The organism is Wenzhouxiangella sp. AB-CW3 (assembly GCF_014725735.1).
Lineage (GTDB): Bacteria > Pseudomonadota > Gammaproteobacteria > Xanthomonadales > Wenzhouxiangellaceae > Wenzhouxiangella.
Genome location: NZ_CP061368.1, coordinates 2,538,678 through 2,556,407, shown reverse-complemented (window position 1 = coordinate 2,556,407; position 17,730 = coordinate 2,538,678). Strand labels below are relative to the sequence as shown.

Here is a 17,730-nt window from a genome sequence, read left to right as displayed (position 1 = left end):
GTGAGCATAGCGTGACCTGACCCGAAGTGCAACACCCGATGAAGCGGCGTGACATAACTATGAGTTCTAACGGGTTTCCGGTGGCAAAGGTTGACTCACTTCACAACATGGTGTTAGTTTTGATCCAGGCGTTGGCAAAGCGATCATCTCCTCCGAACAAGCACGACTGGGATACTCTGGCGTTGGCACTTGGGAGCAGACTCGGGGACGCCTGACGGAAGCATCGCCGCAGGAGCGACTCTTTTTTATATAGGGAGAATCTAACCAAATCATGAGGATTCCGGAGCACTTGCGCGCCGGAAGGGGGAGAAGATTAGGCGTTTGAATCGTTGCACTTTGCATCTGGCTACTGGCCCCCGGGCCGGTGAGCGGGGGAGATGCGGTCTGTTCGGTTGTCAGTATTCAGATCCAGCAGGAAATGACACTGGAGCGGCAGGCCTTCGATGCCCACATGCGCATCACCAACGGGCTAGATACTGTTTCACTTGACCAGGTCGACATCAATGTCTGGTTTCAGGATTCCGAAGACAATCCCGTTCTGGCCAGTTCCGATCCAGACAATACCGATGCGGATTTCTTCATTACGCTGGATTCGATCTCCGGCGTAGGCGGAATCGATGGTTCAGGCAGCATTGCTCCAGGCGAGCAGGCGGATATCTACTGGCTGATCATCCCGGCACCTGGCGCCGGTGGAGGCGACCCGCAGGGCGAGCTCTATCAGGTTGGAGCCACGCTGTCCTACTCCGTGGCTGGAGAAGTCGAAACCATGGAGGTCGCGCCGGATTTCATTCAGGTTCAGCCGATGCCCATGCTGACCCTGGACTATTTCCTTCCCGCAGAAGTCATTGGTGAGGATCCGCTGGAGCCGGGTGAACTGGAGCCATTGCCGTTTCCGTTGGCAGTTCGTGTGACCAACAGCGGTTACGGAGCTGCCCGTCAACTGGCCATCGAGTCGGCCCAGCCACGGATCGTGGACAATGCCCAGGGCTTGCCGATCACCTTCGAGCTGCTTTCCACCCAGGTTGACAAGGAGGATGCGGTCAACAGTTTGCTGGCAGAGTTTGGCGACCTGGAGGCCGGAGAGAGTGCGATTGCGGTCTGGACCATGGTGGTGTCGCTGTACGGGCACTTCATAGACTTCAGTGCCGACTATTACCACAGTGATTCGCTGGGCGGTGAATTGACTTCACTGATCGAGAGTGTCAACACGCATACTTTGCACCGGACGGTCATGAATGATATGCCTGGCCGTGACCAGCGAGTGGATTTTCTGGTTGACACCGGCCATGCGCTGATGCTCTACGAGTCGGAAGGGTTTGACAGTAGCGTGACTGACCAGTCTGAGGACTCCTCACTTCAGCTTGTCGAGCAGGATGACGAGGAAGCAGTCTATCAATTGCAGTTTCCGGAAACGAACGGTCCAGTATACGCAGAGCTGACCGATCCCACCGGAGGCGACGGTGTGCTGACCGCCGTGTGGCGGTCCGACGGCAAGCGGATAAACCCAATCAACTTCGGCCAGGTACCAACCAAGGACTCGGGCCAATGGGAGTACCGAGTCCACCTTTTCGACACCAACTCGGATGGCACGTACGAGCTGACCTATTCGGTATCGACGACAGATCCCGAATCCCCGGCGCTGATCGTGGATGCAGACTCGCCTCTGATTACGTCGGAGGACGGAGGCCAGACCAGCTTTACCATTGAACTGTCCAGTGAACCTTCGGCTCCCGTGCAGATTCCTGTCGCATCCAGCGATGCTTCGGAAGGTGAAGTGTCCCCTGAACTACTGACCCTGACTGCCGATAACTGGGACCAGCCACAGCAGGTGACCGTGACCGGCGTGGATGACGATTTACTTGACGGAGACGTCGAGTATGAAGTCCTCGTCGGACCAACCTCCAGTGATGATGCCGATTTCGATGGCTTGGTACATGATCCCTTGCCGGCCATCAATCTCGATAACGACGAGGCTGGCCTGCAGGTCCTGCCTGACCAGGGACTTGCGACTGCGGGAGACCAATCGGGTGCCCGATTCCGTGTCGCACTTGCAGCAGCGCCACTCCAGCCGCTGACCATCGATATCGTCAGCTCCAGACCCGAATGGGGCGAACCCCTGGCGGACTCGCTGGTGCTGGATCAGTCCAACTGGCAATCCGGGGCCGTGGTGGAGGTCGAGGGTCGTAGTGATCCGGCAACCCCATCCGGCACTCATCCGTATCACGTCGCCGTGTCGATCAGCGGTGGCGACCCGGCCTGGCAGCAGGCAGATGACGCCATGGTCGATTTCGTCCATCGGGCAGATGAGACCTGGTCTCTGGCTGCTGGCCGGCTGAGCTTGCCTCAAGTAACCGGTGACAGTGGGTTCAAGGCAGTGCAGTTCGATTATCCATTTGACGCAACGCCGGTCGTCATGGTCATCGGTGACGACGGTGAAGAGAACCCGGCCAGTGTGCGGTTGCGCAATGTCGACCGGTATGGCTTCGAGATTGCCCAGGTTCAGCCACCATCCGCCTTCACAATGTCTGCTCCGACGGCCGTGCATTTCGTGGCTGTCGAACAGGGTCGGTATCTGCTCCCGGGAGGCGGCGTGATTGAGGCGGGTGTTGTGGACCTGCAGGAAGCAGTGGATGTCGACACCGCCGATCACTGGCTGCCGATTGCGTTTGAGTCGCCATTCGAGGCTGCCCCGCTGATCCTGTCATCGCTGCAAAGCATGCGAAACGAGTCGGCCGACGTACCCCAGATGGCTTCGGAGCCCTGGCTGACTGCGGCAGTTCGTGCCGTGTCGTCAACTGGGTTTGATGCCGCCCTTGAGCGCTCCGCCGCCACTCAGGGAGCAGTCGCCCAGGCAGAGGAACTTGGCTGGATTGCCTGGCACGGTTCGGAAGGCGCTTTTGCTGCCGACAGCGGACTGGTTAGCTGGCTGTCGCCGCAGCAGGCCATAGAGGCTGTCCCATGGTCGGACGGTTGCGGCGCCGGAACATTGATACCTCCGCTGAGTGACGATGCAATTGTCGTGGCCAAGAAGCAGAGTCGTCATAGTTCGACCGGTGGTTGGCTGAGGTTATGTACCGGGCCGGATGGTGCGTTCGGCTTCCTGGTCGATCAGGACGTGGAGCAGGATGACGAACGCGGTGAGCTGGAAGAGGAGGTGGGAAGCATTCAGTTCGACCGTGCCTTCCATACACGTCTGCCGCTGCTGCTCGATGCCCTGTTCAGAGACGCTTTCGAGTCAGAGGAACCGTAGGCTCATGAGGGTGTTGATGCATCGGTGTCGGATCCTGACAGCATGCTGCCTCTGTCTGATCAGTTGGGTTGCAGTGGCTGAAATGGGTGAGAGTGTTGATCGTTCCCTGTCCTGTCCGCTGCAGGCTGACCTGGAGCTCAAGACTGATCCAGGAATCAGGGCACAATGGGAGCCGGCTGAAATGGTCCAGCCGGCGGAGGCGTTGAGTTCCACCTCGGGGCAGTTGGTAGTGATTGGCGAGTCTTCCAGTCAAACAGTCTCGCGCCTGAGCGAGGTGGTGACCGTTGAATCAGGAGAACTGGCCAACCTCGTGCGAACAACCCATGCCCCACTTTATGTGGCTGGTGCAGGCTACGACGATCTGAACCTCGCCACCCGACTTGGCCGCTGGCGGAACAGTGACGCTTCAGTGCGCTATGTCCGGGGTGGACTGCCCGCACTGCTGTTGGGCAGCGATCAGGACTATTCGGATCATGCGCTGATGGATCGTTTGTCGGTACCCGCTGACAGAGTGATCGGGATACTGCACGAATCCAGCTGGCTGATCGTATCACTCGACGAAATCAATTTGCCCAATGCGCTCAGGGACAAGGTATCAGCGACCGAATCCGGAGCGGACAGTCTGGCAAGTGCATTCGATGTATTGGCTCATGCCGGTGTCCTTCTGGTTGACCAGGACGGAAGCGATGCGTCACGCAAGGCGCTGGCGCTTAGCCGTTTGCATGGCCATCCGATCTTTTTCGCACAGGGTGGTGCCCAAGCCTTGCAATACAGATATGGCCGATTCGTCACCATGAATCGACAGCCAGAAGCACGCACTGGCACGGGGTGCCCGTAATGTCGCGCAAGTCAGTCATCATTCTGACAGGGCTGGCAGCACTGCTTGCCAGTACAGGTCTCTGGTTTGTCGGATCCACTGAAGAGAATTCGGGTCTCCACGCCGCCTACGAAATTGAGCGTCCGCTTCATTGGCGGATTGAAGTGAGAAATGACAGTAACCAGGTGCTTGAGCAGGTCTCGATCAATAGCTTCATTCCCGTTCCAGAGTCCTGGCAACAGTATCTCGAGAACCTGGAAAGTGACTATCCAGTCGAGTTGGTGACAGACAATAACCGGCATCCCTTTGCCCGTGTCTTGATCGATCGAATCCCGCCGTACGGCCAACGGGAAATCCGCCTGACTGCCGATCTTCTGATGGCAGATGCGGGCCAGATTCCAGTCGAGAACGCCAGTGACGAATGGCTCACGCCTGAGCCGCTGGTGGAATCAGATCATCCCGACATCATCCAGCTGGCATCTCGTCTGCAACGACCCGAGGCGGCGGACTCTGCGTATGCCATCTATCGCTGGCTGGTTCGGGAAATCGACGATGCCGGCTATGACCCGGTTGACCGCGGGGCCTTGTATGCATTCAAGGAACGCCAGGGCGATTGCACCGAGTACGCCAGCCTGGCCGTGGCCCTGGCACGAGCCATGGAGCTCCCGGCACGTATGGTCGGCGGATACGTCGTACCAGAAAGTGGTCACCTGAGCTTTCACGCGTTTCACGCCTGGGCCGAGATCCTGGTTGACGATCGGTGGGTGATCGTCGATGGCCAGAGACGCGACTACGACCCCGATCCCTTCGGATACGTGGTGACCCACTATGGCGTCCGGTCTGCCAGGAACATGGCATGGGATCGGTTCTTTACCAGCGATCCGGATATCACCCTTAGCATGCAGTAGGCAGGGACATGAATTTCAGCAAGCACTCTATACGCAGTTTTCTCTTCTTGGTCTGTTTTATCGGCTCCATTGCCTGGGCTGATGATGCGATTGTGATCGATGAAGATACAGATATCGGGTCCGAAGATGACTCTTTACACGGCATGTCCGTTGTCGTTGACGGTGCAGTGCTCACCATTGACGGAACCCACGAGCTATCCAGTCTACAGCTGACAGGTGGCGCCGTACTGACCCACACTCTGGAAACCGAGCATCCACCCCACCTGATTATTGATACATTCACGATAGAAGCGAACAGCAGAATTGATCTGGTTGGCAAAGGTCGCGCCAGGCTTGATGGCTACTCGGGCAGAGCGGGGGGAAGTTATGGGGGAAAGGGTTCGATCTATGATGAGGATGCAACAACCAATCCGACCTTCGGAAGCCTCCGGCAACCAACAGACCTCGGTGTCGGCGGGTCTACAACACGTGGCGGAGGAGCTATACGGCTGACTGTCGATGAACTGATCGTCGATGGCGATATCCTGGCTGGTGGGGCACCGGGTTCAAATGGCCAGGGTCCCGGGAGTGGTGGTTCTGTCTGGATTGATGCCGGTCAGTTGAGTGGGGGTGGTCTGATTTCGGCCATTGGTGGGGGGCATGTCTATCGTTGGGGGGCGGCCGGCGGTGGGGGGCGTATCGCACTCTACTTCGACGTCGTGAATGGTTTTGAACTGGCTGAGCAGGTCAAGGCCCACGGTGGTTGCAGTAGCGGCAATGGTGGGGGTGCTTTATCTGAGCCAGATTTGGAGATCACGTTTGATGGCTGTGAACCAATGTTCGAGGATGTGTCTCATCCGATCGAGATGGTCTCGAAGATCGGACAGGACGAGCCCGCAGTGATTCGGGCCGATGGCGGCCCTTCTGGCAACCCGGGTCAAGGTGGTCCTGGCACTATTTATATCAGGCAGAATTCCGATCCTTTGGGTTTGGTACGAATTGACAATGGTGAAACGGGAGCTGATGCCCGGTTCGCCGAAATTGAAGATGACCTACCTGAACCATTGGAGATAGTTAACGCACCGGTCCGACTGCATGGCGATCACGTGTTGGCAGCGCCAGTCTCGGGTTCATGGCTGCAGTGGACAGGTAATGTGGACCTGGAAGATTCGCTGTATGTGTTTGAATCCAAGGTCGAGCTGGATGGCACCTTCTATATCGGTGATCTGGTTGTAGCCAACTCCGTCATCACCAGCACAGAAGCTGTGACGCTGGACTCCCTGAGTTTCTCCTACAGTGAATGGAGACAATCTGGCGACCTGAGTGTTGCGGAGTTTGTTGCGCAGAATAGTAATTGGATACATAGCGGATTTCTGCAGATTACAGACGTTTACGATATCGCGTCGTTCGACATGACTCACGATGGTCCATACAGCATTGTTGGTCTGGATACTGATTACATAGTGCCGTCGGGCATCACCGTCCGTATCAATCATCAGGAAGCTTGGCAGAACCCGGTAGTGGATGGGGGTACTCTGGTCGTCAATCAGTCACAGGAATGGCCCAGTCTTGAAGTTATAAATGAGGGGTTGGTGACTCAGGATGTTCCGGATGATGAGTCGACCGACTGGTCACTGCAGCTCATGTTGGGCAGCTTGGTCATCGATGGGGATTCGTCAATTGATGTCACTGCGCGTGGCAGGGAGCAGCATCCTGATGTTACGAGTCAGGCAGGTGGCAGCTATGGCGGCTGGGGAGGAGTACGGCCTGGCCATGAGACGAATCCCCCTTTCGGCAGTTTTACTGAACCCGTCGATCTTGGCGTCGGCGCCCGGGCAGGGCGCGGTGGAGGAGCGTTGCATCTTGTGGCCGACACAATTCATCTCGATGGAAGTGTTCGTGCGGACGGAGAACAGACTACAAACTGGGGAGGCCATCCAAGTGGGGGCTCAGTCTGGATTGAAACCGGTGTGCTTTCGGGTGCTGGTGACATTTCGGCCCGGGGCGGAGCAAGGCAGAGCGGTAGCTGGTTCCTTGGCGGGAGTGGTGGCCGGATTGCAATCTATTATGAAGATGCCAGCGGGTTTGATCTGGGTTCCCAGGTCTCGGCCCGGGGGGGAAAGACCCAGGATGAGGATGACCCCAGCGGGGCTGCCGGGACAATCTATCTGAAGGGTGTGGAAGAAGAGTACGGTGTGCTCAGGATTGACAATCGACCCATCGAATCGGCCGCCGGTGTCACCGAGCTGGGGAGTTCTTTTTCCGGGGTGATCGAGATCTTCAATGCTGAGGTCGACCTGATTGGGGATCTGAGCTTCAGCCACATTGGCACTCAAAATAGCGCAATTCGTCACACCGGCGATATCTCGATCGATTCGTTGGAATTGGTTGATACCAGCTGGTCCCACAGCGGAAATCTTTCAGTTGCACACTTGGAACACGATGGTGGCAGTTGGTATCACAGCGGCTCCTTGACGGTTACGGACTTCTACGCTCTCAATGGCGTTGAAGTGACCCATGATGGTCCGTATGCCATTGTTGGTATTGACGACAGCTATCTTGTGACCGATGGCAATACGGTGCGAATCAATCATCCTGCTGAAGAATTGACGCATGTCACAGTTGATGACGGCGTCATGGTCATCAACTATCCGCAGCAGTGGTCTACGCTGGAGGTTACGAATGGCGGGCTGATCACGCGGGATGTCCCCGATGATGAGTCCGGGGAGTGGGCGCTTGAGTTGCAGCTACAGACCCTGGTGGTGGATGCTCAATCAGCCATTGATCTGACCGGGAAAGGGCGTGGCCAGGCATCAATCACGACCGACAATGCCGGCGGGAGCTACGGTGGCTGGGGTGGCCTGCGTTCCGGCCACACGACCAATCCGCCGTTCGGAAGCATCTTTGAACCGGCAAATGTCGGAGTCGGCGCTCTTGGGGGGCGTGGTGGTGGCTCCATCTATCTGCTGGCTGAACAGATTGATCTTGACGGCGAGATCCGGGTCGATGGGGAGCGAGGCACCGAGTCCGGGGGCTACCCCAGCGGCGGATCAGTCTGGATCGAGACGGATACCATTGCCGGCGCGGGCTCAATTTCCGCACGCGGAGGCAGACGTACAAACAGCAATGCCTTCTATGGCGGAAGCGGTGGGAGAGTCGCGATCTACTTCAATGATGCGACTGAGTTTGACCTGCTCTCTCAGGTCGCTGCTCCAGGTGGAGGGCCGGCACGAGCACAGGAAGAGTCGGGTGGCGCTGGTACAGTCTACCTGAAGGACAGCGCCGAGTCAGTCGGACTGGTCCGGATTGATAACTCTCCCGCCGGATCTGATGCGGGCCGTACTGTTCTGGATGAGTCTTTGCCTGATGAGCTGGAGGTGGCGAATGCTCATGTAGAGTTCTCCGGAACTCTTTCACTGGGTGAGGCGACTGTTCGTCATAGTCTGGTGCGTAACCTGGATGATATTGAAGTCTCATCCCTTCAGGTCGAAGGAGGACGCTGGCATGCTTTCGGCGAGCTGAACGTTGGCGGTTCTGAAGAGTACAGAGTTGAGAACCAGGCACATCTGCACCTGCACAGTGTGGCGAGCAATTGGGATCGGGTGTTTGTGGATGGTGCAACGCTCATGGTCAATGCCCCTCAGTCCTGGGGTGAGCTTGAGGTTGTCAATGGTGGTTTGGTCAGTCTGGACATCCCGGATAGTGAGGATGAAGACTGGCGACTGGAGTTGTCGTTGGATCACCTTCTGGTCGACTCCGGCTCGGCCATTGACGTTTCTGCCCGTGGGCTCTCCCAACCTTCTGAGCTAAGCAATGTTGCAGGGGCCAGTTACGGCGGCTGGGGTGGATGGCGTTTCGGTGATCTGCCGAACATGCCCTTCGGGAGTCTGCGGGAGCCGATTGACCTTGGCGTCGGTGCGCGAGGCGGTAGAGGCGGGGGAGCCATCTACCTGGAGTCCGATTCCATTCTGCTGGATGGTGAGATTCGTGCCGATGGTGAACAGGATTCTGTTAGTGGTGGGTTCCCAAGTGGTGGTTCAATCTGGATAGAGGCAGGGACTCTCTCCGGCATGGGATCGATTAATTCTCGGGGAGGCTGGCGAATCGGAAACGACCGATTCCGTGGTGGTGGTGGTGGAAGAATTGCCATTTACTTTGATGATGCCAGCCAGTTCGATCTCTTTTCACAGGTGTCTGCCCATGGCGGTGGCCCAACACATCTGAATGATCAGGCCGGGGGTGCTGGTACGATTTTCCTGAAAGATCGGTCCGATTCCCGTGAGCGAGTCATCATAGATAATGAATCGATCGGCATTGCTGCAGCTTCCGCCGACATCAGGGAAGACATTCCCGAGTTGCTTTTGCTGAGGAACGCCAGTGTCGATATTTCCGAGCCGGTTGTTCTTGGCAGTGTGTTGGTTGAATCGGCTGATGTGGTTCAGTCCGAACTGGTGTCACTGTCGTCCCTGACACTAGCTGACGGTGTGTGGGATCAAAGGGCGGAGATTGTTGGGCCCGGCGATGTGCTGGAGATCGATAAAGGTACATTCTATCCCTGGGGGCAGCAGCAATGGAGAGAAGTGCGCGTTGGTGAAGGAGGCCTTGTTGGCCATCGCAGTGGAAACGAGGACGGGGTCGAGATGTATGCAGAATACATTCTCATCGACCAGGGCGGTGCCGTTGATGTAACAGGACTGGGCCGTGGACAGGCCGACGATACCTCGGGCCGTCACGGGGGTAGCCATGGGGGTGAGGGCGGAGAATTCGCCAGTGCCGTCACCAACCCGATCTATGGAGACCCCGAGTCACCGGTGGAGCTGGGCACCGGCGGAAATTCCGGAAAAGGTGGCGGAGCGCTTCGACTGGTTACAGATGAGTTGGAGGTGAAAGGGGACATTCGTGCAGGGGGTGAGGCTACTGGTTCATACAGTGGTGCCGGTAGTGGTGGCTCGATCTGGATTGAAGCAGGCCTTTTGCATGGCCCCGGGGCGATTTCCGCCGACGGGGGCAGTGCCGAATTGCATAGTGCGGGTGGGGGCGGTGGCCGGGTGGCCATTTACTATGGTGCAGCGAGTGAATCAACGCTCGCCGGTGTATCAGTGGATGGGGGAACAGTGGGGAGTGGTGACGCCGGAGGGGATGGCACGATTCATCTGTCACAAACTATAGAGCCGCCAAGAGTCACCTCGTTGAAGCCGGGCAGGCCGGTACAGGGCCCTTTGATGGACTTCGAGATCGGCTTCACACAGTCCATGGACGAAGGGGGGTTGGCTCCAGCCAAACTGCATATCGAAGGGCCGACTGGTTCGCACGAAGTGCAGCATGTCGCAAAGGTCGGTCCAGGACGCTGGAGAGTCGTGCTTTATGAGGCAATTGAAGAAGCCGGCCAGTACCAGGTCGAAGTAAGCGCTGACATTCAGTCGACCCATGGCCTTTGGTTCGATCAGCATGGAGAGGGTGATGGCGGCGAGCCAGGCAGCGCTTTTCATGGTGAAATCCTTCTTGATCGTACTCCGCCCGATACGCCCGATATTCTGTCGCACGACCTGTCGCCGTCAGTAACTGTAGCGTATGACGAAAAAGTGCTCATCTTTGGCACCAGGGAGGAAGATACGGATCTGTGGATCAATGACTCTCTTGCCTTCCGCTCTGGCAGTGGAGACTGGATGCAGGTACTGTCTTTGCCGCCTGGTGCATCAACCTGGAGTATTACATCACGTGATCAGGCGGGTAATGTCTCAGAAGCTGCGGTGCTGCATTTCTATCACCCATCCGAAAAGCCCGCAATTATCGGGATGAACCCGACTTCGGGTAGCTGTTTGTCCGAGCCTCCAGAAGATATCATGCTGTATGTCTATGAGCCTGATGCCGGCCTCGACGTAGGCGCTAGCGCTCGAGAAGTGGAACTGGATGAAGAGCCTGTTTCCGGGCACTGGGCAGATTTCAATGACGTACATGTGTTCACCCCGGATCAGCCGTTTCTGGATGGCAGCTATCAAGTCACAGGCCAGTTGTTTGACCATGCGGGCCAGGAATCGGATGTCTTTCTGGGAGCATTTAAGGTGGATACGGTGGCTCCAGAAGCACCACAGCTCGATGCCTACTCCGAACAGACGTCCATAGTGATTCTGACATTCACCGGCACTAAGCCTGAGGGGGCCGGGGTCTGGATAAATGACAGGCCAGCCGTTCCTGTCGATGATGAAACCACCTGGGAATATACGGTCGATCTCCTGCCTGGTGATAATCATTTCGATTTCCGTGCTCAGGACTGTGCGGGCAATGCCAGTTCCTCGGTCAGTGCAACGGTGAACTATGACAACACGCCGCCAGGGCCTGTGCCCGTTATTGCCACGCAAAGTGAAGGTGGGCGCAGTATCGACCTGAGCTGGACTGACTATAACGAAATCATCAATGGTGGCGATATCGACTTCTACACGGTTTACCAGTCAGACACAAGTTTCACCCATATTGCTGATGCCAGCGCCATCGCTACAACCGATGCGGGACACAAGACCTTCACCGTGCAGGATGTGACTCCATTCGATACCTATCACTTCGCCGTGGTAGCGACGGATCGGTCCGGGAGTTTTGAGCCCGACGTTGTCTCTGTGTCGATAACCCCGGAGGACAATTTGCCACCGGAGGATGTGACTGGATTTCATGTCCAGGCATCCGAAGAGAACCTGCTGGAGCTTGCGTGGACGGCGTCTGCTGACTCTGAGGGAGACCTGGTGTCATACCGACTTTATGTAAATGACACGCCACTGCCAGAAGACTTTCCCCCAGATAAGGAAGCATACACACTGGCCGACCTTGCGCCGGCTTCCGGGTATCAGTTGCGCTTGACTGCCATCGACGATATCGGCAATGAAAGTGAAGGAGCGGAACTTCTTGCAGCGACCTGGCTGGATAACCCAACTGGCTTGTCCACCGAAGATGGACACCAGGGAGGCACGGTGTCCTGGGAGCATTCCGAGCCGCAGAATCTTGTTCAGCAGTATCGCGTATATGTCAGCGAAGTGGATTTCAGCTCGGTCGATGGTATGGCGCCAACTGCTACGGTATCGGGCAACCAGACGTCTGCAAGCTTTGGTGGTCTTGAGAATGACCAGCTCTACTATGTCGGTGTGACGGCCTACAATGTGTCGGGAGGTGAGCGCCCCACTGTAGTGACTGAAACGGTGGAGCCAAGCAATCTCCAGCCCCCCGAGGAAGTGCTTCATCTGGCCGCTGAATCCTTTCCTGATTCGCTTCATATCACCTGGGTTGGATCACCCGACAGCCAGGGTGACCTGGCTGGCTATCGCCTCTACGTGGATGAAGGCGACCCGGTTGAACTCGCCGCGGATGCTGAATCCTGGTGGTTGGAGGATCTGGCACCGGCGACCGGCTATGAGATCAGACTGACAGCATACGATGTTGTGGGCAATGAGAGTGATGGACGCAGCATTACGGGGGTGACATGGCTGGAGAATCCATCGGGGCTTAGCGCCAGTGCGCAGCATAGCCAGGTAGTCCTCCAATGGGACCCGGTCTCCCAGGAAAGCCTGGTTGACCACTATGCAGTATATGTTTCCGATGAGCCTATTGCGGATGTTTCCGACATGGAACCGGATCAGTTGCGGTTCAATGGCCAGAATCATGCGCAAGTCACTGACCTGATTAATGACCAGGTCTACTACTTTGCTGTTACTGCCGTCAACCTGAATGGGGGCGTAGATCCAGATGTCAGCTCCATCAGTGCGCAACCCAGAGAGGATACGGATGGCCCGGAGCTGTCAAATATCCGCTATCGCGGAACACCGATCGACGAACAGTCGGTCCTGACCATTTCAGGTCCTGTCACTGTCAATGCTACAGATGAAACAGGAGTGTCACACGTCGAGTTTTCAAGCGATGGTCCACTTGAGCATGTTGACTCGAGCGGCGGTAGTGAATTCAGCGCATGGTGGCCCCTCGAAGACGAGTCCGATGGTCCCAATGCCCTGCATATCACCGCATTTGATACCGTTGGCAATGCAACGTCGATCAGTATTCCTGTTGAGATTGAACTGGCAGCCCCACCAGCGCCCTCCATTTCCGATCCGGAGGATGGATATGTGACCAACATTGCTGAAGTCCTTGTCAGTGGCCATGTCAACAGGGCTGAAGAGGTTCGGATCTTCATCAACGGTGAGTCTGCCAGCGACTGGGTGTCGCTGGATGGCTCAGGTCACTTTAACGAGACGGTTGTTCTGACCGAGGGCGACAATGAGTTGGTTGCTGTGGCCCGCAATAATCGTGGATTGGAAGGGCCTGAAAGCGGAGCAGTCAGTGTCGTTCTCGATACCGATATTCCGGAAGCTCCAACCGGGGTTGCGGCCGCAGCGCGCGAAGATGGTATCGTTCGCGTCAGCTGGTGGCCGGTGGAGGGAAGCGGTGTGCGCTACCACGTTTATCGGTCAACCCAGGAATTTGTGGGCACAAGCCAGGCCGAACGTGTCAATGTCGATCCGATCGACGATACTCGGTTCGATGATCCGACACCGCTTGATCAGCGCTATTACTATCGGGTTGTTGCAGAGAATGCCGTAGGCAACTTCAGTGCCGCCTCCAGTTTGGCGAGTGCGGTTTCAGATCGAGTACCACCCCGTGCCACACTGATCGAGTATCAATCAGACGAAGCGTTCGATCCCGACGGCGAACGCTATGGCCCCGGATACGTGTCAGTTCAGGTGCATGTATCCGAGCCGCTGTTGGCACTACCATTCCTCAGCATCACTCCTGAAGGTGGTGCGCCCATGTCGGTCAGCCTCTTCGAGGTTGATGAGCTCCTATACCAGGGCAGCTTCGAGATTACTCCCCAGACCGTGTCGGCTACAGCGTGGGCCGTGTTTTCGGCACGCGACCTGGCCGGCAATCGTGGAACGCTGGTCGAGGAGGGAGAGACAATAACTATTGATACTGATGGGCCCGAGGTCGAGCTGCTCGAGATTGAGCCGTCGGGTCCAATCGACAACACGAATGGCGTGACCGTGCTCGTTGATCTCACCTTGACCGAGCCGGTCTCCGGACCCGATGCCCCGGTCCTGGAGTACAACCTCAGCGGAGAGCCGGAAGTCTGGCATGCCATTCCGTCACTTGCCCCGGATACCGATGAGCAATGGTCGGCAGAGTTCAGCCTGCCTTCCAGTGCGGGTCAGTCAGGGGCCGAGACGCTCAGTTTCCGCTGGTCCGCGGAGGACGATCTGGGCAATGTCGGTGAAGCGATGCATTCTGTACACCAGTTCCAGGTATACCAGGGTGAACTGCCACCACTCGACCCCCCGTCGATGGTCGACGCCTGGCCCATGCCGGACGGCGAGGTCGGATTGGAGTGGAGTGAGGTCGAGGATGCCGCAGCCTACGAGGTCCTGCGTCGTGATCCCGGCGATCAGGACTTCCACACTGCTGCCCGGGTATCCGATCTGGAGTATGTCGATCAGACCCCGGCCGATGCCGTTTATGAGTACACGGTGGTCAGCGTCCGACACGCCAATGGCCAGGAAGCGATTAGTGGACCGGGTCCGATCAGAGAGGTTTCCAGCGACTCCGTACCGCCTGATCCGCCCGGCGAGCTCGAGTTGCAATTGACCTCATCCGGTATCGTCGCCCAGTGGCAGGCGCCGGATGGCGTTCCGCCAGGCGATGAGGAGCTGGTGTATAACCTGTACCGGTCTCCGGAACTGGAGATCACGAGTGTCGACGCGCTGGAGCCCGTCGTTTCCGGCACACCATACGAGTATGCCCTGGATGATAGTCCGGTTGTGGGTGAGCACACCTATGCGGTCACCGCGCTTGATCAGGCCGGTAACGAATCGCAGCCTTCACAGTCCGAGTACCTGAACTTTGACTTGTTGCCGATTTCCACCCTTTCGATCAAGCGCTTTGACAACGAACCTCCGACCATCTCCTGGTCCCACGATGGCCAGGTCGCCGGGTTTGATGTCTATGCGCACGAAGGGGGTAGCGCATTCGTCTTGAACTCGGAGCTGCTGGAAGACATGGAGTATGTTGATGGCGGCTTCACGGGCGGTACGCGTGACTATGAGGTGGTTCCGATCGATGCAAACCAGCAGCAGGGGCTTGGTCGAAAGTTGTCGCTACCTGAAATCTCCTTGGCAGTCGGACCCAATGCTCGCCTGCGTAGCGGATTGATCAACGCTGTGCCGTTTGAGGTGCACAACGACTCCCCCTACGACCTGCAGAGCCTGACAGTCCGTCTGCACTTCGCCGGCTATGAGCATGTATCTCCTCCCTTTGCACTTGAGGCCGACGAAGGCGCCATCGTGACAGTCGCCGTGCCGGGGTATTCTGAACTGGGAGACGTGGTCAGTGCCGAGGCGTATGTTGATTACGAGCCTTCACCGGGTGAGCTGTCGCGTCAGGGGTGGCCTGTTGACTTGCCGGCAACCGATGGCGGTGTGATTGTTTCATTGGTCACCGAGCCGTTTACTCGCGGCGGCGAGGGTCGTGTACGTGCTCGGTTTGAGAATCCCGGAGATGAGCCGATTGACTTGGTCACAGCCAAAAATCACGGAAACGCCCCATCATCGGAGATCCGCCTGAAGCTGATGGATTCGCAGGACAATGTGCTGGCGGTCAGTGACTTCCAGCAGTATCTGGGTGAAGACGTCATCACGCTCACCAATGGTGACACGATTGCCCGTATTCCACCCGGAGGGCAGTGGACGTCGCAGTGGCAAACCGTCATTGTGCCGGGCAATGCCCCGGATCAATTGACGGTCGAGCTGGAAGTCGATCATCTGCATTATGCCTGGGACCAGCCAGAGTATGCTTTGTCCTTCGATGGGCTCAGAAGCCGTCGCATCACCTCCCTGGTGGAAACCAGCTATCACGGTGAACTTGAATTGATTGCACCGGAAAGCTCCTACGGCGATGAGCCCGTTCTCATTCGAGGGCGGGCACTGGAGCGAACGAGTGGTTCACCCATGGAGGATGTCGATCTCAATGTGGTGGTATCGTCGGGAGGATTCGAGCGTGAGATACCGGTTCAGACCGAATCGGGCGGTTCGTTCGATTACTGGTTTGAACCACTGCCTGGGGAATCGGGTATCTACGATGTTGCCGTGGTCCATCCCGATATTCTGGATCGTCCGGTACATGGGCAGTTTGCCATTGAAAGGCTGCAGCCGCGACCGAGCTCGGTCAATCTGCGCCATCCATACGAAGTGCCCTGGACCATTGATTTCGAAATTCGCGCTGGCACCGGGACACAAGCCTCCGGGGTTCGTTTCGAGTATCAACCCGAAGACCAGCCCGATGGCAATGCTATTCCGGGGCTTAGTGTGGATGTCGATTCCGAAATCGGGGAGCTGGGTAGTGGCGATTCGGATGTTCTGCCGGTCACTGTAGAGGCTGGTCCGGATACGCCTGAAACGGGAGTGTTCTACCTTCGCCTGGTTTCTGATCATGCCGAAACGCAGGCTGTCGCGATGGTCCCGGTGAACTTCGAGTTCCTCTCGGCCGATCCGATTCTGACGCCGGATGCTTCCAGTCTTGAGTTTGGCCTGACGCAGGCTGACAGTCGAACCCGAAGTGTTCGCATCGCCAACGTCGGGTTTGATACCGCCAGGGATGTGGAGCTCAAGTTGACCGATGCTTCCGGTGACGCTGCGCCGGACTGGATCAGTCTGGGCCTGAGTTCTGACCCAAGAGAGATAGAGGCAGGCACGAATCTGGATGTGCCGGTCACAGTTGATGCCCCGGCAGATATCGAAACGCTGTCTGAAACTTATCGATTGGTGGTCAGTTCCTCCAATCACTCGACCAATCACGTTCTCCTGAATGTCAACATTACTCAGTCCGGCCAGGGCGAGGCGCTGATTCATGTAAGAAATATCTACACGGCAACATTCGACGAACAGGGCCAATTGATTGAGGGGCTCGAGGGAGCCCGTGTTCGACTACAGGACGAGACGATTCTCACTAACTCCTACGAGGGAGAAACTGACGAGCATGGGGAAATCTTGCTGGAGGACATCCCGGCGGGGCGTTACCGCTTCAGAGTCTCGGCGCCCAATCACGAGTCAGCCAATGGCCGGGTGACCATTCAGCCGGGGACAGTAGCGTCCGAGTCGATATTCCTCTCCTACAACCTGGTCACGGTTGAGTGGTCGGTTACAGAGACGTCTATCGAAGATGAGTACGAGATCGATCTTCAAGCTGTCTTCGAAGCCAATGTGCCAGCCGCGGTCCTGGTGCCGGAGCCCTTGGGCCAGACCATTCCCGACATGAGAGCCGGTGATGTTTTTGTCACCCAGTTCGAGTTGAAGAATCATGGATACATTCGCGCAGAGGATATCTCTGTAGAAATGCCGGAAGAAGATCAGTTCTTCCGTTTTGAGTTGGTTTCCGATATTCCGAGTGTGATTGAGGCTCAGCAGGGCGTCGTAGTCCCATACCGGCTCATTGCCCTACAGGACTTCCCGCCTACCGACGGGGGCACCGGCGGCTGTGGTTCATACCGGCGGCGTGTGCGCTGCCCCTATGGGTATCAATGCGCGGACGGAACGCGGGAGAGCAGTCTGGCACGTCATTTCCTGTCGAGACTCTATGGGAGAAACTGCGGAGGTGGCGGCGGTGGTGGCGCCGGTGGCGGCGGCGGTGGTGGCGGCGGCTTTGGGGGCGGCGGTGGCTGGGGCGGTGGTGGCGGCTCATCATCGATGCCTGGCACAACCTGTGCGCCTGATTGTGAGGGCGAGGAGTGCTGCGACGCGGATGGCGGCGGCTGA

At 57.3% G+C, this 17,730-nt stretch carries 4 protein-coding genes; all 4 read left to right on the top strand.

All coding sequences use genetic code 11. The features are described from left to right. Positions 1-418 precede the first annotated feature (418 nt). The 4 genes from IC757_RS11115 to IC757_RS11100 all read left to right on the top strand — a co-directional run bounded on the left by IC757_RS11115 (position 419) and on the right by IC757_RS11100 (position 17,730). A complete protein-coding gene (locus IC757_RS11115; RefSeq protein WP_190974380.1) occupies positions 419-3,250 on the top strand; it encodes a hypothetical protein in 2,832 nt (943 codons plus the stop codon). A gap of 82 nt (positions 3,251-3,332) precedes the next feature. Further along, entirely contained in the window at positions 3,333-4,088 is a 756-nt protein-coding gene (locus tag IC757_RS11110; protein ID WP_190974379.1) for a hypothetical protein, read from the top strand. Next, positions 4,088-4,975, top strand: a complete 888-nt coding sequence (locus tag IC757_RS11105; RefSeq protein ID WP_190974378.1) for a transglutaminase-like domain-containing protein — start codon at positions 4,088-4,090, stop codon at positions 4,973-4,975. Before IC757_RS11110 ends, IC757_RS11105 begins: the two co-directional genes overlap by 1 nt. Before the next feature lie 8 nt (positions 4,976-4,983). Next, positions 4,984-17,730: a fibronectin type III domain-containing protein gene (locus IC757_RS11100; RefSeq protein WP_190974377.1), complete on the top strand. Its 12,747-nt coding sequence runs from the start codon at positions 4,984-4,986 to the stop codon at positions 17,728-17,730.

What these genes read in the sequence shown, in the direction of transcription:
- IC757_RS11100 (WP_190974377.1), top strand. Translation starts at nt 4,984, where the DNA reads ATGAATTTCAGCAAGCACTCTATACGCAGTTTTCTCTTCTTGGTCTGT.
- IC757_RS11105 (WP_190974378.1), top strand. Translation starts at nt 4,088, where the DNA reads ATGTCGCGCAAGTCAGTCATCATTCTGACAGGGCTGGCAGCACTGCTT.
- IC757_RS11110 (WP_190974379.1), top strand. Translation starts at nt 3,333, where the DNA reads ATGGGTGAGAGTGTTGATCGTTCCCTGTCCTGTCCGCTGCAGGCTGAC.
- IC757_RS11115 (WP_190974380.1), top strand. Translation starts at nt 419, where the DNA reads ATGACACTGGAGCGGCAGGCCTTCGATGCCCACATGCGCATCACCAAC.